We start from the raw sequence: 19,020 nt of genomic DNA, 5'->3' as shown, positions 1-19,020 counted from the left end.
CCCTCGCTTTCGCCTTAGCCGTTGGCCTTGGCGCTGTGTTCAATCGCCGCCTCGATCGCGGCCTTTTTCGAAGGCAGATCGCGCTGGATTTCGTTGTGCGGCTGTTTGGTGTGGACCCGCCATTTCGTCATCGGCGTGAAGGTCACCGTGTAATTGTCCGGAATGTCCGGCAGGTCATCGCCGTTCTCTGCGACAATCGTTTCGTCGCGGTCCTTGGCGACATAGGCCATCCGAGGCCGAAGGTTGACGTAGCCGACACCCTTACCGATCACGCGCAGCTGCACGTCCAGCGACATGTCTTTCGACAGAACGTCAACCAGATCGCCGGCGCGTAGCGTGCCAGTGTGGTGGGCCCAGAAATTGGGGCGCAGAATGTCGTCCATCGTCACATCATTGTCGACGGTGACGTGATGATAGGTGCGAACGTAATCAGCGCCAGCCGCGCGCATCGCGGTCGGTTGCAAGGTCTTCATTTAAATTCACCTCTGAGGTTGCGCGGTCGGTTCGGGGCAGGCTCAAGGCCCGCCCCTCGACCGGGTAAAGGAGGCACTTTGCCCAGCCGAAGCCGGGAGTGGCCTTAGTCGGTGTCGGTCGCCGTGACCGCGACGCCATCCGACAGGTCGACAGCAGTCGATGTTGCCGAAGTGACGATCATCAATTGCATCGCAATTGGTGCGGCGTCGGTGTCCACGACAATAACCAGATCGCCGGCACGCATGCCGAGGTCATAGCCATTGGTGAAGTAGCCCGAAACACGGACAGCGGTCGCGGCGTCGGTGGACTTGTAGAACCACAGACGGCCGCCACCACCAATGCCCTGCGCAATGAGGGCGGGAGGGTTGTCAGTCGAATATGCCATCGATCAGATCTCCTTACGTGGCCACGTAGCCCGAGCCGTTCCAGGTGATTTTCACGATGCCGCTATTCTGGAGAATTTTGGCAGCGTGATAGACCGTGGCACGGGACCAGGACAGGTCCTGCTTTTCGTCGTAGCCGGCGAAAACTTTGTCCTCGCCAACGTTGATCGCGTAGCCGATGGCCGAGCGATGGAAGACGAACAGCTCTTCGCTGGCCGTTCCCTTGCCGGTCACGCGACTGGAGGTAATCAGGTTCATGCCTGCGAAGCGCCGCACCTTGCGGGCCGGACCGGCGTAAACCTTCATGTCGACATAGTCTGCGCTCGAGAACTCATCGAGCCCCATCAGAGCGGCACGGAATGCCGGGCTGATGATTGCAAACATGTTGTCCTCTTCCTCGACGTCGACGTCAGAGTTGCCGAGGATCGCCTGTGCACCCACAAGAGCGTCAACGGCATTGGTGCCCGTGTTGAAGTCCTGCGTCGCGTTAGACAATTCCGACAGCATCGTCAGATCGATGTCGCGGTTGATGACGTTGATCGAGGCATTACGCATGCCCTTGATCTGGTCGCCCTGCGAAGCAAACACGTTAAAGCCGGTCAGCTCATAGGGTGCGTGCTTCTCAACCAGCGTTGCCGTGTACTGGTTGTTGGTGGGGTTGCCGTAAGGGATGAGCCCGTTCGTTCCACGGGTCACGGCAGTGTCACCACCGGAGCCAGTCACCACAAAGGTGGCCTGGTTGCCGTTGACAACGCTTTCCTTCGTCGCCGCCATGCGCAGCATGGATGCCTTCTGCTCAAAGGCCGGCACGAAGTCCTTACGGTACTGGGTAACAGCGGCTTCGATAGCCATTGCTCAGTCCTTTCAGAATGTCGTTTGAGGGAGCGCCTGCACATCGAGGGAGGCCGAAAAGCAAGCGGGGCCGTTTCCGGGGAGGCCGCAGCAATTCGGGGCTGTCAGTCTGGCAAGAAAAAACCGCCCGAAGGCGGCTACGTGGTCGATCAGAGTGAGGTTAGCGCTTTCGCTTTTCCTCCTTCTCCAGGATCGTCCGCATCTCTTTGTCGAGCCCTTCGCTCTCGTACCGCTCGAAGTCGGTATTGCGGATTTGCTCGATTTCAGCCTTGCGGCTGTTGTGTTTCGCCTCGGCGTCAGCATTGGCAAAGGCCGAATCCCCGAAGGTCAAACGGCCCTGCTCGACTGCCCAGCGAATGAAATCCGGGTTATCGCCCAGGCGCCGGCCGTCAGGCATGCGCGCCTCACCCCAGCTATCACCGACACCGGGAATGCTGGCAATGAAGTCCTTCGCCAACTGACTGTTGGCCCGGTATTCCCGGCCATAGTCCTGTCGCAGCTCATCGATCGCCGTCTCAGACGCCAGTTTGTCGGTTGCGGCCTGTTCGGTCAGGATTTGGTCCTGGCTCTGGAAATACCACTCCAGCGCGGTATCGAGCGCGCCTTGCGGCAAATTCCGCTCATGGGCGAACTCGGTAAAGCTCGACAGCAATGGCTTGTCGTCGTCGGTCACCAAGTCCTTGACCGTATCGGGGATGCCGTAGCCCGTTGCGTCGTCGGGAATGCCGTTATCCTTGCGCCAAGCCTTGAGCGCTTCGGGGTCCGAGCCGTCAGGCGCGTCCGTCTTGCCCTTGCCAGTGCGCAGCTTGGTCTGGGTATCGCGCAGGGCCTTTACCGCATCGCGCGGAGATCCATAGCGAGACAGCAACTTGGCCAGATCGGCATCGCCGTCCGCCATCTTGTCGCGCCAGTCATCGCCCCAAGTGCCGGGCTTGTCGCCTGCCCCATCGTCTTTACCGGCGCCAGCGTTCAGCGCGCTCTTGTCAACGCCCTTGTCGTCACCGGCAGCACCATCAGCCGCCGCGCCGCCTTCCCCGCCGTCAGCGGGCTCTTTTTTGCCGGGTTCGGCACCATCACCAGCAGCAGCGCCGCCGTCTTCTGGCGCAAATAGGGGATAACGGATCACGTCCGCATCGAGAAATCGCATCATTCTTGCCTCGTTTTGCTGTCGCTCGATGCCGCGTCACCTCTTGACACAGCCTTGAGCACTTCGGGCGTGAGCATCTTGGCAATCTGGAGACCGGCAAACCGCCTGCCTTCCGCAAAAGCCGTTGCTCTATCCCCATCCTGGCCACCGGGTCGGTAGCTCAGATCGTACATTCCGCAGGCGTTGCGGATGATCCATTCCATTGCGCGACGCTGTTGCCCCTCATTGGCGACACCCTCATGCAGCGCGCGGATGGCTGCGACATCTGCCGCAGAATATTCGGCCGGCGTGTGTGCATGCTTTGCCATTATGCCAAGCCCGCCTCTTGCGCCGCCTTGGTCGCTGCCGCGACGTCACTGACAACCCCTGCCCCCTCGCGCGCAGCCTGTGCTGCCTGTGCGAGCTGCTGGGTTTGCCGCTCGCGCTCCGCTTCCGTCGCCTGCTGCTCTTCGCTCTTGAGCCAGTCGGGTTCTGCGCCCGTGCCGATGATGGCGTCTTTCGTTGCCTTCCGGACATCGAGCATCGAGGGCACCGTATTGTCGAACTCTGCCGAGGCCGCAGCGATCTGCAGCGTCTCAGCCAGGGCGGCAACACGCTTGCGACCGTCCACAGTGTTCAGCGGGCTGTCGAACTGGAACGTCACCTCTTCGCCCTTGAGCGCGTCGGGGAACTCGTCAAAGCGGATCGCCCCGCGATGAGCAGCCAGAGAGAAGGCGATATCGAGCAGCGGCAGATGATACTCGCTCTCGATCGGCTGGAAGAACGGTAGCGCAGCGCGCCGGAACTCTTCCATCCGCTGTTGCGTCTCATATGCCGTCATTTCCCGCGTGTTGGGCAGGGTCAGTTTGTTGAGCAGGAACGCCTCGGCAATAAGTCCGCGCACATCCTGAACCATGTCGAGCCCGAAGCCCACGGCGCCGGAGCTGTCCAGCATCATCAGCGCTTCACGGATATCCTTGTCCTCTTCCATGTCCACATACGTCAGGCCACCGGCCCGCACGTCGAAGACGTCATTGCGAAAGATTTCACCCTTGGCGACAAACGGAGGATCAAGAGCCTTTTCGCCCTGCTCCATCAGGACATTGCGCATTGACTGGATCATGCGACCGTCAGGCAGCGCGATCGTCGCAGCCGGGCTGAAACCCTGCGCGAAGTTACCCATCTGGCGCCAGCGCGGCAGGACGAAGTTGAAGACCGGCAGCGCTCCGTCGTACATCGTGACTTCGTGGTCCACGTCGATATAGAGCACGCGGAACTCCATGCCCCGCGCCTCGCGCCGCTTCTTGGGATCGTCGCCATAGAGCAGATCAAACGGGCACACGACGAGCTCAACGTTGACCTTGCGCGATGGGTCTTTCTCCGCTGCGTCCTTGACCTCTTGGTGAAGCGTCCAGCCCCGCTTGCCGGCCAGCGTCTTGGCAGTCATCGGCACCTTGAGATGGATATGGTCGGCCTTGTGGTCGGCATTGTAGAGCCATGCAGCGTCACGTGGATGGTGCGCCTTGAACAGCAGATGATCGCGGTTCTGGCTTTCCTCGACCGAAATGACGGGATTGCCGAACGCGACCCAATCATGGTCAGCCTCGATCATAGCCGGCACGAAACGCGACCGGCGATCGTCCACCAGTTGGCGCAAGCGCTTGGAGGCATAGTCCAGCGCTATGCGGTTGCTGTCCTCTTCATCGATTTCCTCGATCCCCGTGCGAACCTCGTACCACTTACCCTGCCGCAGCATGGCATGGATGGCGTTGCCCAGCGTTTCACGGGCCAGCACTGGAGAGGATTCGGCAAGTTCTCTGGAAAAATCCTCGAAGTCGATCGTCTGCGTGAAGTCGGAACGCATCGGATAGAAGTTTTCCGCAATGTCTTGGCAGAGGTTGTGCCAGGAGTGCTTTTTGGTGAACAGCCCCTTACCAATCCTGCAAAGCTCTTTTGCGCGAGTATCCATTAAAAGCTCCCCAGCGCCGAGCGAGGCTGCTCACGCTGCCGCCGCTGGCGCATGGTCAGATCAGTGGAAACACGCCCGGAACGCCGAGACACGCGGTTGCGCTCTTCCGTTGCGGCTCGACGCGCAGCGGGCGATTCCGGGTCCGGCATCGGGCGGGGATCGTCCGCCAGCGCACTGTCTGGCTGTGGCGCAGGCTTGGCCGGCGTTGCTACTGGTTCGCTGCGACGCTTGCCGCCGAAAAGTCCGCCCATGGCTATCTCCTGGCGCTTGAGCGCGTGCGACCGCGCAATACCTGTGGTTTCCTGTGCCCGCCCTCGGGCGCCTCTTTCTTGGTCATTGCGGGGAACAGATGCGCCAGCGCCCAGACCAGAGCGTCAGCCCTGTCCGGGGATTTGCTGCCGACATAGCCTGCCGTCGTCATGGCCAAGAGTTGGTCTTCCAAGTCGGGGAAATAGCCGACATGTGAAATCTTCTGCTGATCGTAGAGCGCCGAAATGGGTTCAGCCCGCACGATCTTGCCGCGACTGGCATGCACTGCCCGGTAAGGAACCTGTCCGCCTGTCTTGCGGTCTCGATCGGTTGCAGCGCCCCGAATGACTTCCGCCACCATAGCGCCGCCGAAATTCTCTTCCGCCACGATGCAATCGGCCTCGTACCGATCAAAGGCAGCAACAGCAGCCTTGCCCCACTGGGCTGGCCCCATGCGCCCTGAAAGGTCTTCGAGCAGATATCCCCTGCCGTCGCGACCCAGACCGACCACCACCATGCCGACCTCATCAGAGCGCTTGTCCTCTTCACCGGAGGCGCCAGAAGGATCGATCGCGATAACGATCCGCACCATCTCGGGAATGTTGCCGTCAACGATGCGCTGCTGGTCTAGCAGCTCGAGCGTCCACAGCGCCGATTCGGACAAGTCAGCGAACTGGCCCAGCAGGAAGCGCCGCCGCATGGCCTCATTCATGGCCTGCAGCTCTTCCATGTAGGAAGGCGGCAGATTTTCCTGATTGTCGGCGGGGTTCATCAGCAGCGCCCCGTAATTGGACGGGTTCGCTATGCCAGTGCGCCTGTCAGGGTCGCGCTTCTCGATGAACAGCCGATACGTCCAATGCGCCATCCCCGGCGGGTTGCAGTCGTAATATGCCTTGAGCCGCAGCGGCGTGTTTTGCGCCAGGCGCGTCATGGCGATATTGCGAGACGCCCACGGGATCTGCGAGCATTCGTTCAGAAACACCGTCGCATATTCTTGGCCGAGGATTTTTTCAGTCCGGGCCTTGTCATCGAGCCCACCGAAAAAGATTTCCGACCATTTCCGAGAGTGCCGGCTGTTGCTGTCATCAGTCGGGATGGCAAAGAACCAGTCCGTTTTATCCATCGAGCACTTAGGCGCCAGATCAGGGAAACAGAGCTCCATCACTTTGGGCAGTGTGTCGAGGATGATCGACGTCTTGATGGCGTTGAACCGATACCGCAGCATGACATGGCGGCTGGGGTGCGCCACTGCTCTGGTCACGGTCCCGCGCACAAAGCCGAATGTTTTGCCCGATCGAGAGCCACCAAACGCCATCACATGCGCAGCGTCCGAGCCCATCAGGTCGCGCTGCGCTTCTTGCTTGCGCGTGAGCTGGAATGTCACGGCTAGAGCAGCTTTGCGTCGTCGCGATCGATCGTCACACTCACCGAGCCGCTATGCTCGATGCGATCAACAAACATGCCCAAGTGCTTGGCGATCTTGTCGAGGGCACTGTTCTTGTCCCAGAGCTTGATCTTGTGGATGTGCTCGATGATCGGGCGGTCTTTCTCGTCGCGCTCACCAGTGGGCCGAGTTACGACCTCGATGCCAGCAACAGCCGCGGCGAACTCTTCATCCCACTCACTGGGCGGCAGCAGCGCACCGCCTGGAGTAAATGCTTTCCGCACGTCCGAGAAGCCGAGCCGCGACATCTCAGCCAGCACACGCTCAATGCTCGTCTGCGCCTTTTCAGCCCCTTGTTCGATCAGCTCAGCTATTCGGGCTTCAATGTTCACATTTGTTGACAAGCGCGATGCAGCAGAGCGGCTTTCTTTGTACCCGGCAGCAACATAGGCTTCCGACGCTGACATGCCTTGTGCCATGCCCTGTGCGAAAGCCTCGTGCTTGGCGTTAGAAAGCGCCGGCACTGATGTCAGTCCTTCGCCACTGCGAGGAAGACGGCAATGCGCGCCTGCTCGATACGGCTCAGCATGTGATAGGGCCGCTTGTGGAGCTTTTCCGGATCGTGCGCCTTGATCCACTGGCGCCAAAAGTCGTCGCCGTCCTTGGCGTTCGCAGCCAAGTCGACGTCGGCATCAACGAAGCTGTCACCGATACCCATAATGCTGTCAAAGCCTGCCACGGCAGTGAGCGCGGCGCGGTTGCCGGATTGGGCCTCATCGGTGACGCGCTCGAAATCTGGCGCGACCTCTTCGACCTGAGCGCGCGTGACGTTCTGGCCGGCGAACTCTTCGACCACCTTCATGGCCGGCTTGCCGCCAGTCGTCCAATGATCGTCATTGCCGTGATCGAGTTTGAGAAGCGCAGCCTTGATGGCTGCAGAGGTTGCAGTGTCCATGGTAGTTGCCTCTGGTTGTGGGGAGTGGCCTACGAATTGGCAGAATGATAAATGTGGCTGCTGTGGCCTTCGCGATACACCTCGAAACCGTCGTGGTCCGCTGTATCGGTGCGCACAAAATACCGCCCGTCATCGATGATGACCGACACGCCAACTGGGATCAGATCGCCCCGGATTCGGTTGTGGCGCTTGCCGTCCTCGCGCACGAGTGTGTAGCCCGCTGGCTCAAGGCGCAGCAGCTTGCGAATGAGGCGCATAGCGTTCCCCTGTGAGATGGATAGGCGGCTCCGGAACTGGTTGGACACCACGGAGCCGCCAAGATGCGCCCTGTGCACAGAACGACTTCGCGGATTGGGAGCTACCCGTGCCGCGCACACCGCCATGGCCGCTGGGAAAATCAACGACGCTGGCAACCTGAAACGCAAAAAGGCCCCGCCGAAGCAGAGCCTTGTTCAAAGTCGCATTTTGCGACCGTGCCTGAAACCTATCTGATTTTACGCCACTCGGTCAATCGGTGACTTGCTAGCCATCCCCCAGTATTCCGCAAGGTTGTTCGCTATGCGTCGGACCTCGACCTTGCCCCGGCTCACCAGCTTGGCGTTGGGCTTGGCAATTCCAGTGATCCACCGGACATAGGCAGTGGGGCCTTTGCCGCCGACAACCACGAACTCGAAGCGCTGGAACATCTTGCGCCCCAGGTGTTGCTGCATCAGGACAAACTCGCGCCGAGCGTCCGCGCCGATCTCAAACACGGCATCTGGGTTGAAGCCGCCGCCGTCGACGGGTTCGCGTTCCATGTCGCAAGCCTTGGAGCCGCCGACCTGTGCCATGTCATACAGGCGCCGGAACTTCGCCGCCGCCATGATCTGGTGCTCTGCCCCGTAGAACTTGGCAAAGCCGCCAATGTATGTGTGGAGATTAACCGCCGCCAGCACCTTCCCGACATCGGGATTATCCGGGTGTTGGGCCCGGAGGTGCCAGAATTGCGCGTCAGATACGGCGGGATCTTGAACCAGCCGGAAACCAAGTGTTTCAGTCACAGAATGACCCCTCGAAATGGGAGGGGTCGGGCAGGCAAAGTGGGATGCCACGCTTATAGCCTCACTTCGCGTTGCGTGCAACAGGCTCGCCTTTCAGCAGCTTACGCCGCCAGCCCTTTGGCGGGGGCCAGGGCACACCCCACCCGCGCAGTGTCTTGGCTGTCCATCCGCCCTTTGGTGATCGCCCCGCCTCTATCTGAGCCACGGTCATTGGAGGACGCCGCGTCACTGGCTCCTTGACCTTCACATCGAGGGATCGCTGAAAAGCGAAATCCGCCCGCTTTTCAGACGGGCTTACCACGTCCCCGGTCGCTCGATCGTATGCCCTCCATGCCTCTCTGTTGGTCCCTACGGCTCCGGCGACCACCCTGCCGTCGACCACCACATCAAACAGCCCATCTGGCCGCTGCACTACGCCTTGCAAGGTCATCAGAACTCGATCCACTTCTCATTGCTGGGCTGCTCTGCTTCGAGCGCCTGCTGATACTCGCCACACCACGACTGGATATGCACATTTGGCCACGCGTCATTGAGGTGGCTAGAACTAGCCGTCACCTCGCCGGTCTGGCCACTGCTCGTCATCCACACGTTGAACGCCGCCGGCGCGAATGGCGGGAATCGGACGCAGTATCCGCCGCCCTTCCCTGCCGCCTCGTCAGACCGAATGCGCCAGAATTTGCACGTTCCACACTGTTCCATGGTCAATCTCCGTTGCTGATGTACTGGCGCGGCCACAGACCGCGATCAAAGGATGAATGGTAGCGGTAGGTGGCCTGATCGAACCACAGGCCGATCTTGCCCTCAAAGTCACCGTTACGCTGTTTCGGAATGTTGAGGATCGTTCCCGGCTTCTCGTTGAGCTCGTCGCGTTCCTCGTCGGTCTTTGCCGCCTGGATCGCGTCCTCGTGTTTGCGATTGCGCCAAATGCTGATGATGTTTGCGGCGTTGCCGCCGATTTCCATCCCCCCTTTGATGTCGTCGGTCGCTGGAGGACCGCCACCGCTCTCACCCTTGCGGGCATGGGCCACCAGATGAATGTGGACGCTGTTGGCGACGCACCAGTCAACGAGCTTAAACACTGCCGTTTCCTGCCCGTTGTAATCGTCAGAGGCGATGCCCAGCCGCATCAGGCTGTCGATCACGAACTGGTCGCACCCGTATCGGGCCCGGGCATAGTCGAAGACTTCCAGCAAGCTGTCGACGCCGGCCTTGCCGATCTTTTCGTAAAGCAGCAGCCCACGATCCAGCCAATGCAGCGCCTCGCTAACAAATTCGTTCGTCGGGTTCTCCACCGCGCCCACTTGCCGAACCATGCGGCGCAGCGTTTGCACTGGCCGCATTTCGAGACTGGACAGGCAAACCCTGCTGCCCTGATCGACCCAATGCACGATGCAGTGCGATAGAACTTGGCTCTTCCCTGCCCCACTGGCACCTGTCCACACGGTCAGATCGCCGGGCCGGAAATACACCTTCCCCTCAAGTTTCGAGAATGGCGTGCTGTAGCCGGGCCGCGACCCTTCCACGGGCTGAAAGACATCTGCCAGCTCGTCGTAATAGTCGCTGGCCTTGCGCAGCCCTTCCGGGTCGAGGTTTTCCGCATCGGCCAATATCTGGGCCATCTGCTCTTGCGTGAAACCATCCACCCGGCACGAGTTGGCGTCCTTTCGCGGCAGGCGCACACGCAGGCACCGATGGCGCCCAAGACGCTTGGCGATTTCGTCTGCCGCCTCGTCACCCGGCTTGTCCATGTCGGTTGAAAGATAGATCCGCTCAAAGCGGTCCAGGCGGTCAAACTCGTTTTCGATCCACTGCTGCTTGTTTCCGCCACCGCCGCCGAACGGCACGGACATGGCCGCAAAGCCATATGCCGCCCACGATAGCGCGTCGATTTCGCCCTCTGTGATGATCACGTCGCGCGCGTCGGGCGGGATCGCCTGCCAGCCAAACAGCACCGGCTCACAATTGGGCGCAGTCGGTTTAGGTTTGGCCCCGTCGACCGCATCGCGCACCTTGGCCAGTGCCAGCACGCCATCAGGCAGCAGGAAGGGGAAAACGATTGCGTTGCCCTGCGCCGCGATCTTGTAGCGCTCGATGACTTCCGCAGGAATGTTGCGGTCTTCGCGCAGATAATCCAACACCCGGCCCGAGGCCGTCGTGCATTTGGGCTTTGGTGGGCGCGTGTATTCCTGCCGAGGCTCCCGATAAGCGACGGGTCGCGTCATGCCGACGTAGTTCCGCGCTTCCTGCAGCGCTTCCGAGAGCGTGAGGCTCTTCACCGCCGCCCACAGGTCGATCAGGTCTTTCCCGCCCTCGCCGCTCTGGAAATCGCTCCAGACGCCCACCTTGTCGCCAGTGAGGCACACCCCGAAACTCTCGCCCTTCTCACCGCCGAGCGATCCAACCCGCCATTCACGCCCGACCCGCTTGCCGTTGGGCAGAAGCATTTCGGCCACCGCCGCCGCGCGGTCAGACAGTGCCCGGGAAACTGCTGTGATGTCGCTCATTGGACACTCGCATAGATGTCGGCTTCACGCTTTTCCCAGCTCAGGTCGCGCTTTCCGGCCAGCACAGCCCCGACCCATTCGGACGGGTCCGCCTTATCTGCCGCCATGCGCAGAGTGGCCAGCACTTCCGCCCAGTCGCCTCGATGGTGCTTTTTCAGTTTTGTGATGACGCCGCCGGCCGACTTGCCCAGCACGGTCTTTCCGAAATCGTATGCCTGCTTTTCCAGGCCCGGACTGCCCCCAACTGGACCGGCTTTCCCAACGACGGGAACGTCCCCGTTAGGGGTATCTTCTCTTATAGTCTGAGCTTCTAAGATTGGTTGAACGGGCGTTGAACGGGCGTTCAACGGTCGTTGACTTGGAGCATTGATTTTGTTGCGCTTTTCTGCCGAAGTTCTACCAGCCGCGCTTTGTTGCTCCTGCATTTTTGCGCGCTCCCTGAACGCATTTTCGCATCTTTCATTCCAGAGACCGCTATCGAGACGAACGATTTTCCCCTCTTCGATCAGCATGGCGAGAGCGCGAGTGAATGTCCGCCGGTCGGCGCCGCAAAGACGCGCAAGACGATCGTGTGACAGGTCGAGAGGCTTGCCCCTGGCATACATTTCCATGAGCAGGGTCGTGTAAATCCCGATCTCGTGCGCCTTCATGCCGCGCACGCCGTTGATGAAGTCGTCCTGAAACCACTTCACATAGGGCAACACATGTTGGGAAAAGTTTGGCGCGTAGTCTGCGGTCATACGTGTGCCAGCCCCATAATGTCGGCAAAGGCATTCCATGCCTTCACCAGAGCAGCAGCGTTGCGGAGGTTGGGGTGCGCCTCGTTGGCCCTGAAAGCCACGCGGTATGCGTTAAACGCCCGCGTTTCTGGCTCTTTCTGCATGAACACAGACAAGGGCATCATCCCCCCATCAGGCTCAGGCACATCTTCCCCGCTCACGAAATCATCGCGTTGCATAGTGTCATCCATGGTTGGGGTCGTTCGGCTCGTTCCCACTTTGCCTGCCCGACCCGGTTAAAGTCAGACAGCCATCGCTGGCCGTTCATTTTCGCCCGCTGGTTTCCCGGCAGTACTGCTATCGATCACGAGAAGGATCATCTTCTTGAGAGCCCCGCGCGGAATGCGGTCCCCGTTCTCGATCCTGTGGACTGTGGACTGGTTGCATCCGATGTGTTCGGCCAGCTTGTATTGCGACCATCCACGGGCCTCTCTCAGCGCCTTCAACCTTGAAGGGATGTTCTCGTCGTCCATCTCCCGGACCCTTTTCGCATAATGCAAATCGAGGGCCATAATGCGTTAAGCACGAATGATAGTCAATGCCCCGCGCATGACAGGATCGTGCTACACGCACGAACGAATGAACGGAGGCCACTATGGACCAGCACGAACGACTGAAAGACGCCCGAATTGCAGCCGGATATAAGACCGGGACCGATGCTGCGCAGGCGATGAAAATATCTGTGGCCACTTACAACGCGCACGAGAACGGGCACCGAGGGCTGACATTGAAGGCAGCGGAACGATATGCGGATTTCTTTAATGTTCGAGAGTCCTGGCTACTAGTCGGAGATGAGCCGAGGCAGTGGCCAGAGGACAAGGAACAGGCGTTTCGCGATTGGCAGAGAGACCTGGCAGAAACGACGCATGGCGTATTTGTCCCAGGTCATCGCTACCACGGAGCAACGCAAGGCGTATTCCCTGAGATCGACGTTTCAGCCGGCGCCGGGGACGGGCAGATAGGCGAGAGCAACGAAATCACCCTACCGGACGGCACAACGGGCATTGGCCATCAGGTCGTTGCCGAGTGGATGCTGCCCGAATCGTTCTTCCGTCACGAGCTGCGCGCCCAGCGCGACGGGATAATCTTGATGTCAGTGACCGGCGACAGCATGCTGCCAACGCTGCAGCCCGGCGACAGAGTGATTGTCGACACCACAAACCCAGCGTTTCGCAGTGATGGCATTTACGTCTTTGACGACGGCGACGGCGAACCCCGCGTGAAACGCCTCTCAAAAGTGGTTGGCAGTAAGCCCGCAAGGCTGATGGTGATATCCGACAACGAAGCAGTCAAGCCGCAGGATATCCCAGCCGCAGAGATACGCATTCTCGGTCGTGCAGTAGGCAGGATCGGGCGACTTTGACAAATCGCACGATTTTCGCACGATGCGCATTGACTTAATAATGCATTAGGCATTAAATGACCTCCAGCGACACACCGTTGGAGGTTTTTCAATGTCCGCTTCGACCATCAATATCTACGACCGGATTGCAGATCACTCTGCCGCTATGGCGCGGTTTGATCGTGCCATCACCTTAGCCGACGAAATGGCGGCCGAAGAAGAAGGCCGCACCGTCACTGACGAGCAGCGCGAAGAGCACGAAGCAGCCGACGAGCACGAGAACGCGACGCTCTACGCCCTTCTGGCGCACACCCCTGCCAACTGTGGGGAGATGCGCCGGAAGATCGGCTATCTCCGCATGCATATGCAGACATCGGAATGCTTGGACAGGGAACAGTTGTTCTTGCTGCTCGACAGCTTCGACGCCTACCGCGCCTAAAACAAAAGGGCTCGGGCAGGCGGCAACCTGTCCCGAGCCTTCAACCAAACACCGTTGGAGGTAAATATGGTTTCCCTGCAAACTAACACCGAAACACCAAAAGAGCGCAAGCCTTTTCAGGTCATCAGCAACAGCGCTGTCGACATGATGAACGAAGTCGCAATCGACCTGACCATCACCACCACGTTGATGCTACGCGTCGAAACCCTGCTTGAGGACGCCGTGCCGTCGAAGGAAAATTTAGCTCTCGCCCAGCGGCTCATTTTTGAATCATCGCGCCGCGTCGAAGCACTGCTCAAAGAGGCCGAGTTCGCAACAGATTACCTGCTCGCACAAGACAGGGTTGCCCAATGATCACCGCACCAAAATTCGATATGACCGGCTGGGCAATTCTCGACTTCGAGCTGGCCTATGACGGACTGCAGCAGCTCAACCTGGCCAGCCTCTCTATCCAGAACCAACCCCGGGCAAGTCGCAGCGATCACAGCTATTACCCCGGAGCGGATTTCATTGCAGATATAGGTGAAACCTACGTCCTTGGTCTTGCCGATGCGCTCATCAAGCGCCTTGAGCAAGTGCGATTTGCCAATCCCGCAGACGAAGACCGCCGCCTGCGCCTACTGATGCACCACCACTGCAGCTTTGGCTCCGGCGGGGACACTCTCCCCGAGCTCCTGCAGCGCATGGCGTTCTGGTCAGCAAAGCCAGTGGTGGCAGCATGAGCGCCACCGAAACAAACCCAGTCGGCAAGGCCGGCGATGCGCTCAATAGAGCCATCGCCATGGTCTCTGCAATCCATCTGGCAATGGAGAGCGCCGAAACCGAATACGACCAGCAGTGCATCGCGGACACGCTCTTTGAGGCCCGCGAAAAGATGCTCGATGCGCAAGGGTTGCTGGGCATGCACAAGGATGGGCCGCGCACATGAACACGCTCACCTTCAAACCACACCCGCATCCAATGATGCCCCTGCCCAGCTACCTCGCCCGGGCAGGGGCATGGCAGTTCCTCATCGTAGAGGATCGTGGCCTGTTCACCGCCTCCTATCGCCTGCGCAACCCCAAGAGCGCGGTCAGCGCGTCCAGCACTATCATGGGGCCGTTTGACAGCTTCGAGGGCGCACAGGATGCCGCCAATGCGAAGTGGCAGGAAATCCGAGGGCTTGCATGAGATTTTCGTGGACGGTCGCTTGTGCCCTCATCGCGTGGGAGTGCGCCAACATGGCCACGGGCCTATCAGAACAAGTGATATTATCTGACAGGGCTGTTTGGCTCTGGTGGGTGCCAGCGTTCTTTTGGGTTTTGGCCGCAATCAGAACAGCGGCGGGATGGTACGATGACTGAAATATCGCACGTCCCGCCCCTTCCCCCACGTCGCATGCTCACGCCACAGCAGGCCGCTGCTTATCTCGGGCTGGGCTCAGTCAACAGCCTCAAGGCACATGTCCGGGTTTCGCCTGTTAAGATCGGGGAAAGCGTGCGTTACGACGTGCGAGACCTTGACCGTTGGGCAGATGCCCAATCGCTTAGCCAGCCATCAATGGCAGACGACTGGCTAAGGAAACTCGATGAGGGTGCAAGTGAAGGGCGTTAAGCGGTACAAGGACCGCCACGGCACGCTGCGCCTTTATCACCGCAAGAGCGGAACGGCGATCGACGCCACACTATCAGGCGCCGAGATAGCCGCCGAGGTTGCCCGCCTCGACAAACTCCATGCGCCGGCAGCGCCGAAGTCTGGCACGCTGGCTGGGCTGTTGGAGAGCTACAAGAAAGCTCCGCCCTTTACCGATCTGGCGACGCGCACCAAGTCCGACTATCAAAAGTGCATGGACTATCTGCAGCCGATCGCTGGCACGCCGCTGCACCTGATGGACACCGCCTTCATGGCCAAGCTCCGCGACAAGGCGATCAAGGCAAAGCGCGCCGGCTTCACCAATCACATGATGGCCATGCTTTCGAGCGCGTTTCGCCACGGCGCCGAATACGGACTGGTTGAGAAGAACCCCGTCACCGGGCTGGCCAAAGCCAAAATGGCGGCGGATCGCAAGCGCGAGAATAGACCGTGGAGCCTGCCAGAGCGCGACAACGTGCTTGCAGTCGCACCGGATCACTTACGCCTGCCCTTGGCCCTCGCACGCTATCTGGGCATGCGCCGCGGCGACATTCTCAAGCTGCCGCAGTCTGCCTACAAGAATGGTTTCCTGTCGTTTCGGACCAGCAAGACCGGCAAGACGATGAAGCTGCCTGTGGTCGGCAAGCTCCGCACGATTCTGGACGCGGCAATAGCAGTGGCGCCCCAGGGCGATGCCGTCATGCTCTGTTTAAATTCGTATGGGGAGGGATGGTCTGATGCGGGCTTTACAGCCTCTCAGCGGAAGTTCTTCGCCAAGTGCATCGAGCGCGGGATTGCGGATCCCGGCATAACGCTCCATGGCCTGCGCCATTCGGTGGCAACGGACCTGAGAGCGCTGGGCTATTCCTTGGACCAGATCAAGGATTACGTCGGCCACGAGAATTGGAAGATGACAGAACACTATGCGTCGAACGCAGACGCAAATGGGGTCTTGATCGACATGGCAAATCTGCTACAAGGCGGCACATCACGAGAACGGAAATTGTCTAACCGCTCTCGCAAGAGTGTCTAACCATCAAATACCGTAACGGTAAGACACTGATCCAAAAGGCTTTTGGGGAATAGGTTAACGGTAGACCCACGGACTCTGACTCCGTTAGTCCTGGTTCGAATCCAGGTTCCCCAGCCAAACAAAATCAATGACTTAGTCCGAAAATCTCTCAAAAACATGTCGCATGTGTCGCGGAATGGATGGGAAGCTAAGCCTTTGATTTGTAACGAATGACAATCAGCGCAGGCAGCGGACCACGACACACGCGCGACATGCGCGACACGGATTCCGCGTGTTTCCATCCCCTGCCCCGCATAGAGAAACCCCACCACCGTTAAGCGATGGGGTCCGCCTGTATCTGGCAACAGTGCCAGATTAGTGGCCCGAAGACCTCTTGCTGATAAACGCTTTCACAAACTCCGCCGCTGAAGAGTGCTCAGAGGCAAACCCTTCTTGCCTTAGCATTTCGGTCCACACTTCAATATCGGGTGCATCTTCGAACAATTCCTCGGCCGCTGTGAGTAGCGTCTGATCCACTTCATTGGCTGTCGCAGCTAACGCGCGCAGGTGCTTTGCCGCTGCGGTATTTCGCTCGTCGTCAGGAAACTCGGCTGCTTTCCGTTCGCGCCACTCGGCTTGGTCTAAAAAAGTCTCCGCCAGTGTATCTTGATCCATTTCAATTCTCCTCGCTTGCGCCACTCGAGCGCATGTCAAAACGTGCTCGGCGGAAGCCCACTGTATGGACGTGCCAAACATGCCCTTGCGGGCGGTTACGATGTACGGAAGAGCCGCGAAATGGGTTGCGAGCGGCGACTGGCCTTGTTAGGGCGATGTCTCAACCATACGAATTCAGCCGAGCGTGTCAAGCTGAACTAGTTCTCCCGCTACCCCTGCAAGCGCCCTTACGGGTGGCTCGACCCGACCATATAGGTACGGGCCTGTGGTGAGAGGCAGCGGCAAGCTGTGGCGATCCCGGCACGATTCGAACGTGCGACTTGCCGATCAGAAGTCGGCTGCTCTATCCAGCTGAGCTACGGGACCGTTTTACGTTACGCCTCCGCTGCCTCTTCCAGTAGGATGTCCATCAACGAGTCCGCAATGTCGGCACCTGTGTCGCGTTCTGCCTCGCGTGCCGCCTGAAGAATGATAATTAGGTCGCCGAGGGTAATGGTACGGTCGGTGGCCTTGTGCTTGGTGCTCATGTCGATCCTCCTAAAGTAATGATTTCCGTTAAAACTAGCGATAAACGATAGTTAACCACGTTGCAAGCTAAAATCGCTAGGAGTGGCGAAATTGTTTCTCTGGTGCTAAAGGTGGGTGCAATGACCTACCGGAGACGAAGCACATGACACCCGCACAATGCCGCGCAGCCAGAGCCCTTATCGACTGGTCACAGCGGCGCCTTGCGGATGAATCTGGCATTGGCAACGCGACCATTCGGAACTTCGAAGCGGGTCGCTCGACGTTGCAGTTCGCGACCAACAACTTACTGGTGAAAACCTTCGAGGCAGCCGGCGTCCAGTTCCTCGATCCCGACGACACAGCAACTGGCCCAGGCGTTGCCTTGAAAGCTTGACGGCTCGCCTCTCCCTGCTAACCTAATAACGCGTCACCACCGCACCACCACTCGAGGAGAACGGAGAAACCCGAAATCCAACGAGTAAAGGTGGTGCATTGACGAATTCAGAACTTGAGGAAGCAATAGAGGCGATCGAGCGTGACATATGCTCGGTCACAGAGCGGCTGCGCCTACTTAAGAAGGCAGTGCTTGCGAAACCCGACGAGTCGCTGCGACCCTACACTCCAGAAACACTGGCCAAGCGCTGGAACTGCTCACACCAGCATGTGCGTGACTTGGTAAATGCCGGCAACCTGCAATCGTTTCGCGCCGGCAGGCTAATCAGAATATCTCGGCAGGCCGTCGTAGATTACGAGGCAGCTCAGTGAGCGAGCAGCTAGACAAAATCTACAGCTTGGCCGAGGCAGCGGAACGCCTGCGCTTGAACAAAAACGCCTTGGCGCGCTTGGGGCGCCGTACCGGCAACTGCTCTGTGACGGGCCGCACTGTCCTGTTCAGCGAAGCCGACCTTCTGGCCATATGGCAGGAGATGCGGGCGCCACGATCAAGCAGAGCCCTAAGAACGATCCATGAGGGCATCAAGACTCGCGAAGTGAGCAGCTTTTTGTTTTCGCGGCCTTTGGTGCCCTTGGACAGGCGCACCGTTGTCATCCTCCGCTGGCTTGCCACTCAGAAGAGACCCAAGACATTCGCCGACATCGACAGATGCGGTCCTCGCACAATTGAGGACCTACTCGGAAAGGGCTTTGTGGTCGATCGCGGGAAAGATCCGGCCGGACACAAGTTGGTGGTCATATCGCCCGCTGGACGAGACGCGCTCAAGAAGGTCGATCGCTGGAAGCGCGAGCGGCAGAGCAAGGGGCGTTCAAGTGACTTCTAAGCGCCAAGCCGCCCTACCCCATGTCATTCGGCATGGAATATTGGCTCTGACTCACATTTGGTGCAATCGAGCGGTGTGATTTCCTTTTGAGAGGAATCACTGCAATGGCGCGCAAGCTTGGAACTTCGTCGCTTTTACCGTCAGGTTTCATCATCGAGACGACGCTGGAGAGAGACAGTCATCTCGAGATCAGCGTCCGCCCTCGTCAAACGGGAAGTGCTTGCCCCTCTTGTGGGCGGAGCAGCCGAAGTATCCATAGTCATTATTGGCGAAAGGCCTCCGACCTCCCGCTTGGCGGCCGTCGAGTCAGGTTACTCGTCAAAGCCCGCCGATTTCGATGCAACAGCGTGCTGTGTGGACAGAAGATATTTGCCGAGCGAGTGGAGCATGGCGTGCTTGCGCCGTGGGCCCGCAGGACGCAGCGCCTCAACCTCATCGTCCA

The 19,020-nt window shown here is 59.3% G+C and carries 30 protein-coding genes and 2 tRNA genes; 12 read left to right on the top strand and 20 right to left on the bottom strand.

Annotation, left to right across the window (positions count from 1 at the left end):
• Positions 1-14: 14 nt before the first annotated feature.
• The 17 genes from BLR31_RS18575 to BLR31_RS18490 all read right to left on the bottom strand — a co-directional run bounded on the left by BLR31_RS18575 (position 15) and on the right by BLR31_RS18490 (position 12,188).
• Positions 15-473, bottom strand: a complete 459-nt coding sequence (locus BLR31_RS18575) for a hypothetical protein (protein ID WP_090598970.1) — start codon at positions 471-473, stop codon at positions 15-17.
• Positions 474-577: 104 nt separating this feature from the next.
• Positions 578-859 carry a hypothetical protein gene (locus tag BLR31_RS18570; protein WP_090598967.1) on the bottom strand — a complete coding sequence of 94 codons (282 nt, stop codon included), beginning with the start codon at positions 857-859 and terminating at the stop codon, positions 578-580.
• 13 nt (positions 860-872) lie between these two features.
• Positions 873-1,709, bottom strand: coding sequence for a phage capsid protein (locus BLR31_RS18565; protein ID WP_090598963.1), 837 nt, complete (start codon positions 1,707-1,709; stop codon positions 873-875).
• A gap of 160 nt (positions 1,710-1,869) precedes the next feature.
• Positions 1,870-2,859 (bottom strand): hypothetical protein, encoded by a 990-nt coding sequence (locus BLR31_RS18560; RefSeq protein ID WP_090598959.1) that lies wholly within the window; start codon positions 2,857-2,859, stop codon positions 1,870-1,872.
• A complete protein-coding gene (locus tag BLR31_RS18555; protein ID WP_090598954.1) occupies positions 2,856-3,164 on the bottom strand; it encodes a hypothetical protein in 309 nt (102 codons plus the stop codon). The genes BLR31_RS18560 and BLR31_RS18555 overlap by 4 nt, the downstream gene beginning before the upstream one ends.
• Positions 3,164-4,804: a portal protein gene (locus tag BLR31_RS18550; protein WP_090598951.1), complete on the bottom strand. Its 1,641-nt coding sequence runs from the start codon at positions 4,802-4,804 to the stop codon at positions 3,164-3,166. The genes BLR31_RS18555 and BLR31_RS18550 overlap by 1 nt, the downstream gene beginning before the upstream one ends.
• Positions 4,804-5,055 (bottom strand): hypothetical protein, encoded by a 252-nt coding sequence (locus BLR31_RS18545; protein ID WP_090598947.1) that lies wholly within the window; start codon positions 5,053-5,055, stop codon positions 4,804-4,806. Before BLR31_RS18545 ends, BLR31_RS18550 begins: the two co-directional genes overlap by 1 nt.
• Positions 5,056-5,057: 2 nt before the next feature.
• Positions 5,058-6,437 carry a phage terminase large subunit gene (locus BLR31_RS18540; RefSeq protein ID WP_244505137.1) on the bottom strand — a complete coding sequence of 460 codons (1,380 nt, stop codon included), beginning with the start codon at positions 6,435-6,437 and terminating at the stop codon, positions 5,058-5,060.
• A gap of 2 nt (positions 6,438-6,439) precedes the next feature.
• The gene (locus BLR31_RS18535; RefSeq protein WP_090598944.1) at positions 6,440-6,961 is read right to left on the bottom strand and encodes a terminase small subunit; all 522 of its coding nucleotides are present in this window, start codon (positions 6,959-6,961) and stop codon (positions 6,440-6,442) included.
• Between the two features lie 5 nt (positions 6,962-6,966).
• Complete coding sequence (locus tag BLR31_RS18530) at positions 6,967-7,392, bottom strand: hypothetical protein (RefSeq protein WP_090598940.1); 426 nt, start codon at positions 7,390-7,392, stop codon at positions 6,967-6,969.
• Positions 7,393-7,421: 29 nt separating this feature from the next.
• Positions 7,422-7,649 (bottom strand): hypothetical protein, encoded by a 228-nt coding sequence (locus BLR31_RS18525; protein WP_090598937.1) that lies wholly within the window; start codon positions 7,647-7,649, stop codon positions 7,422-7,424.
• Between the two features lie 237 nt (positions 7,650-7,886).
• Entirely contained in the window at positions 7,887-8,432 is a 546-nt protein-coding gene (locus BLR31_RS18520; protein WP_090598933.1) for a hypothetical protein, read from the bottom strand.
• A 429-nt stretch (positions 8,433-8,861) separates the two neighbouring features.
• The gene (locus tag BLR31_RS18510) at positions 8,862-9,131 is read right to left on the bottom strand and encodes a hypothetical protein (RefSeq protein WP_090598926.1); all 270 of its coding nucleotides are present in this window, start codon (positions 9,129-9,131) and stop codon (positions 8,862-8,864) included.
• Positions 9,132-9,133: 2 nt separating this feature from the next.
• Positions 9,134-10,936 (bottom strand): AAA family ATPase, encoded by a 1,803-nt coding sequence (locus tag BLR31_RS18505; protein WP_090598922.1) that lies wholly within the window; start codon positions 10,934-10,936, stop codon positions 9,134-9,136.
• On the bottom strand, positions 10,933-11,676 hold the full coding sequence (locus BLR31_RS22345) for a YdaU family protein (RefSeq protein ID WP_090598919.1): 744 nt from the start codon (positions 11,674-11,676) through the stop codon (positions 10,933-10,935). Before BLR31_RS22345 ends, BLR31_RS18505 begins: the two co-directional genes overlap by 4 nt.
• Entirely contained in the window at positions 11,673-11,894 is a 222-nt protein-coding gene (locus tag BLR31_RS18495; protein ID WP_143009436.1) for a hypothetical protein, read from the bottom strand. The genes BLR31_RS22345 and BLR31_RS18495 overlap by 4 nt, the downstream gene beginning before the upstream one ends.
• A gap of 63 nt (positions 11,895-11,957) precedes the next feature.
• Positions 11,958-12,188 (bottom strand): helix-turn-helix domain-containing protein, encoded by a 231-nt coding sequence (locus BLR31_RS18490; protein ID WP_176762759.1) that lies wholly within the window; start codon positions 12,186-12,188, stop codon positions 11,958-11,960.
• A 122-nt stretch (positions 12,189-12,310) separates the two neighbouring features.
• Here BLR31_RS18490 and BLR31_RS18485 point away from each other — a divergent pair, with 122 nt between their 5' ends.
• From BLR31_RS18485 to BLR31_RS18450, 8 genes are all read left to right on the top strand, one after another.
• Positions 12,311-13,078 carry a LexA family transcriptional regulator gene (locus BLR31_RS18485; RefSeq protein WP_090598910.1) on the top strand — a complete coding sequence of 256 codons (768 nt, stop codon included), beginning with the start codon at positions 12,311-12,313 and terminating at the stop codon, positions 13,076-13,078.
• Positions 13,079-13,169: 91 nt separating this feature from the next.
• Positions 13,170-13,496, top strand: a complete 327-nt coding sequence (locus BLR31_RS18480; RefSeq protein ID WP_090598906.1) for a hypothetical protein — start codon at positions 13,170-13,172, stop codon at positions 13,494-13,496.
• A gap of 66 nt (positions 13,497-13,562) precedes the next feature.
• Entirely contained in the window at positions 13,563-13,850 is a 288-nt protein-coding gene (locus tag BLR31_RS18475) for a hypothetical protein (RefSeq protein ID WP_090598903.1), read from the top strand.
• Positions 13,847-14,218, top strand: a complete 372-nt coding sequence (locus BLR31_RS18470; RefSeq protein WP_090598899.1) for a hypothetical protein — start codon at positions 13,847-13,849, stop codon at positions 14,216-14,218. Before BLR31_RS18475 ends, BLR31_RS18470 begins: the two co-directional genes overlap by 4 nt.
• A complete protein-coding gene (locus tag BLR31_RS18465) occupies positions 14,215-14,424 on the top strand; it encodes a hypothetical protein (protein WP_090598896.1) in 210 nt (69 codons plus the stop codon). Before BLR31_RS18470 ends, BLR31_RS18465 begins: the two co-directional genes overlap by 4 nt.
• Complete coding sequence (locus tag BLR31_RS18460) at positions 14,421-14,666, top strand: hypothetical protein (protein ID WP_090598892.1); 246 nt, start codon at positions 14,421-14,423, stop codon at positions 14,664-14,666. Before BLR31_RS18465 ends, BLR31_RS18460 begins: the two co-directional genes overlap by 4 nt.
• Positions 14,667-15,063: 397 nt before the next feature.
• Positions 15,064-16,140, top strand: coding sequence for a tyrosine-type recombinase/integrase (locus BLR31_RS18455; protein WP_090598889.1), 1,077 nt, complete (start codon positions 15,064-15,066; stop codon positions 16,138-16,140).
• 43 nt (positions 16,141-16,183) lie between these two features.
• Positions 16,184-16,257, top strand: a tRNA-Gln gene (locus BLR31_RS18450).
• Positions 16,258-16,494: 237 nt separating this feature from the next.
• On the opposite strand, the gene BLR31_RS18445 is transcribed toward BLR31_RS18450, so the two are convergent.
• The 3 genes from BLR31_RS18445 to BLR31_RS21810 form a co-directional block, all read right to left on the bottom strand.
• A complete protein-coding gene (locus BLR31_RS18445) occupies positions 16,495-16,794 on the bottom strand; it encodes a hypothetical protein (RefSeq protein ID WP_143009435.1) in 300 nt (99 codons plus the stop codon).
• Positions 16,795-17,083: 289 nt separating this feature from the next.
• Positions 17,084-17,160: transfer RNA gene (locus tag BLR31_RS18440), tRNA-Arg, on the bottom strand.
• Positions 17,161-17,168: 8 nt separating this feature from the next.
• Complete coding sequence (locus BLR31_RS21810; protein ID WP_176762758.1) at positions 17,169-17,321, bottom strand: hypothetical protein; 153 nt, start codon at positions 17,319-17,321, stop codon at positions 17,169-17,171.
• Positions 17,322-17,464: 143 nt separating this feature from the next.
• On the opposite strand from BLR31_RS21810, the gene BLR31_RS18435 reads away from it, so the two are divergent.
• The 4 genes from BLR31_RS18435 to BLR31_RS22335 all read left to right on the top strand — a co-directional run.
• Positions 17,465-17,695, top strand: a complete 231-nt coding sequence (locus tag BLR31_RS18435; RefSeq protein ID WP_090598883.1) for a helix-turn-helix domain-containing protein — start codon at positions 17,465-17,467, stop codon at positions 17,693-17,695.
• A 188-nt stretch (positions 17,696-17,883) separates the two neighbouring features.
• Positions 17,884-18,066, top strand: coding sequence for a helix-turn-helix domain-containing protein (locus BLR31_RS22340; protein ID WP_425287281.1), 183 nt, complete (start codon positions 17,884-17,886; stop codon positions 18,064-18,066).
• Positions 18,063-18,578 carry a hypothetical protein gene (locus tag BLR31_RS18425; RefSeq protein WP_090598876.1) on the top strand — a complete coding sequence of 172 codons (516 nt, stop codon included), beginning with the start codon at positions 18,063-18,065 and terminating at the stop codon, positions 18,576-18,578. Before BLR31_RS22340 ends, BLR31_RS18425 begins: the two co-directional genes overlap by 4 nt.
• 104 nt (positions 18,579-18,682) lie before the next feature.
• Positions 18,683-19,020 (top strand): transposase family protein (locus tag BLR31_RS22335; RefSeq protein ID WP_176762757.1); only part of this gene is annotated, 338 nt, incomplete at its 3' end.

The organism is Pelagibacterium luteolum, assembly GCF_900100665.1.
GTDB classification, from domain to species: Bacteria; Pseudomonadota; Alphaproteobacteria; order Rhizobiales; family Devosiaceae; genus Pelagibacterium; species Pelagibacterium luteolum.
This window is presented reverse-complemented; position numbering and strand designations above follow the sequence as displayed.

Excerpts from the sequence above, each read along its gene's own strand:
- BLR31_RS18530 (WP_090598940.1), bottom strand. The coding sequence starts at position 7,392 with ATGGACACTGCAACCTCTGCAGCCATCAAGGCTGCGCTTCTCAAACTC.
- BLR31_RS18490 (WP_176762759.1), bottom strand. The coding sequence starts at position 12,188 with ATGGACGACGAGAACATCCCTTCAAGGTTGAAGGCGCTGAGAGAGGCC.
- BLR31_RS18460 (WP_090598892.1), top strand. The coding sequence starts at position 14,421 with ATGAACACGCTCACCTTCAAACCACACCCGCATCCAATGATGCCCCTG.
- BLR31_RS18550 (WP_090598951.1), bottom strand. The coding sequence starts at position 4,804 with ATGGATACTCGCGCAAAAGAGCTTTGCAGGATTGGTAAGGGGCTGTTC.
- BLR31_RS22345 (WP_090598919.1), bottom strand. The coding sequence starts at position 11,676 with ATGACCGCAGACTACGCGCCAAACTTTTCCCAACATGTGTTGCCCTAT.
- BLR31_RS18475 (WP_090598903.1), top strand. The coding sequence starts at position 13,563 with ATGGTTTCCCTGCAAACTAACACCGAAACACCAAAAGAGCGCAAGCCT.
- BLR31_RS18445 (WP_143009435.1), bottom strand. The coding sequence starts at position 16,794 with ATGGATCAAGATACACTGGCGGAGACTTTTTTAGACCAAGCCGAGTGG.
- BLR31_RS18555 (WP_090598954.1), bottom strand. The coding sequence starts at position 3,164 with ATGGCAAAGCATGCACACACGCCGGCCGAATATTCTGCGGCAGATGTC.
- BLR31_RS18485 (WP_090598910.1), top strand. The coding sequence starts at position 12,311 with ATGGACCAGCACGAACGACTGAAAGACGCCCGAATTGCAGCCGGATAT.
- BLR31_RS18565 (WP_090598963.1), bottom strand. The coding sequence starts at position 1,709 with ATGGCTATCGAAGCCGCTGTTACCCAGTACCGTAAGGACTTCGTGCCG.
- BLR31_RS18495 (WP_143009436.1), bottom strand. The coding sequence starts at position 11,894 with ATGCAACGCGATGATTTCGTGAGCGGGGAAGATGTGCCTGAGCCTGAT.
- BLR31_RS18470 (WP_090598899.1), top strand. The coding sequence starts at position 13,847 with ATGATCACCGCACCAAAATTCGATATGACCGGCTGGGCAATTCTCGAC.
- BLR31_RS18525 (WP_090598937.1), bottom strand. The coding sequence starts at position 7,649 with ATGCGCCTCATTCGCAAGCTGCTGCGCCTTGAGCCAGCGGGCTACACA.
- BLR31_RS18435 (WP_090598883.1), top strand. The coding sequence starts at position 17,465 with ATGACACCCGCACAATGCCGCGCAGCCAGAGCCCTTATCGACTGGTCA.
- BLR31_RS18465 (WP_090598896.1), top strand. The coding sequence starts at position 14,215 with ATGAGCGCCACCGAAACAAACCCAGTCGGCAAGGCCGGCGATGCGCTC.
- BLR31_RS18560 (WP_090598959.1), bottom strand. The coding sequence starts at position 2,859 with ATGATGCGATTTCTCGATGCGGACGTGATCCGTTATCCCCTATTTGCG.
- BLR31_RS18545 (WP_090598947.1), bottom strand. The coding sequence starts at position 5,055 with ATGGGCGGACTTTTCGGCGGCAAGCGTCGCAGCGAACCAGTAGCAACG.
- BLR31_RS18455 (WP_090598889.1), top strand. The coding sequence starts at position 15,064 with ATGAGGGTGCAAGTGAAGGGCGTTAAGCGGTACAAGGACCGCCACGGC.
- BLR31_RS18570 (WP_090598967.1), bottom strand. The coding sequence starts at position 859 with ATGGCATATTCGACTGACAACCCTCCCGCCCTCATTGCGCAGGGCATT.
- BLR31_RS18510 (WP_090598926.1), bottom strand. The coding sequence starts at position 9,131 with ATGGAACAGTGTGGAACGTGCAAATTCTGGCGCATTCGGTCTGACGAG.
- BLR31_RS18480 (WP_090598906.1), top strand. The coding sequence starts at position 13,170 with ATGTCCGCTTCGACCATCAATATCTACGACCGGATTGCAGATCACTCT.
- BLR31_RS21810 (WP_176762758.1), bottom strand. The coding sequence starts at position 17,321 with ATGAGCACCAAGCACAAGGCCACCGACCGTACCATTACCCTCGGCGAC.
- BLR31_RS18575 (WP_090598970.1), bottom strand. The coding sequence starts at position 473 with ATGAAGACCTTGCAACCGACCGCGATGCGCGCGGCTGGCGCTGATTAC.
- BLR31_RS18505 (WP_090598922.1), bottom strand. The coding sequence starts at position 10,936 with ATGAGCGACATCACAGCAGTTTCCCGGGCACTGTCTGACCGCGCGGCG.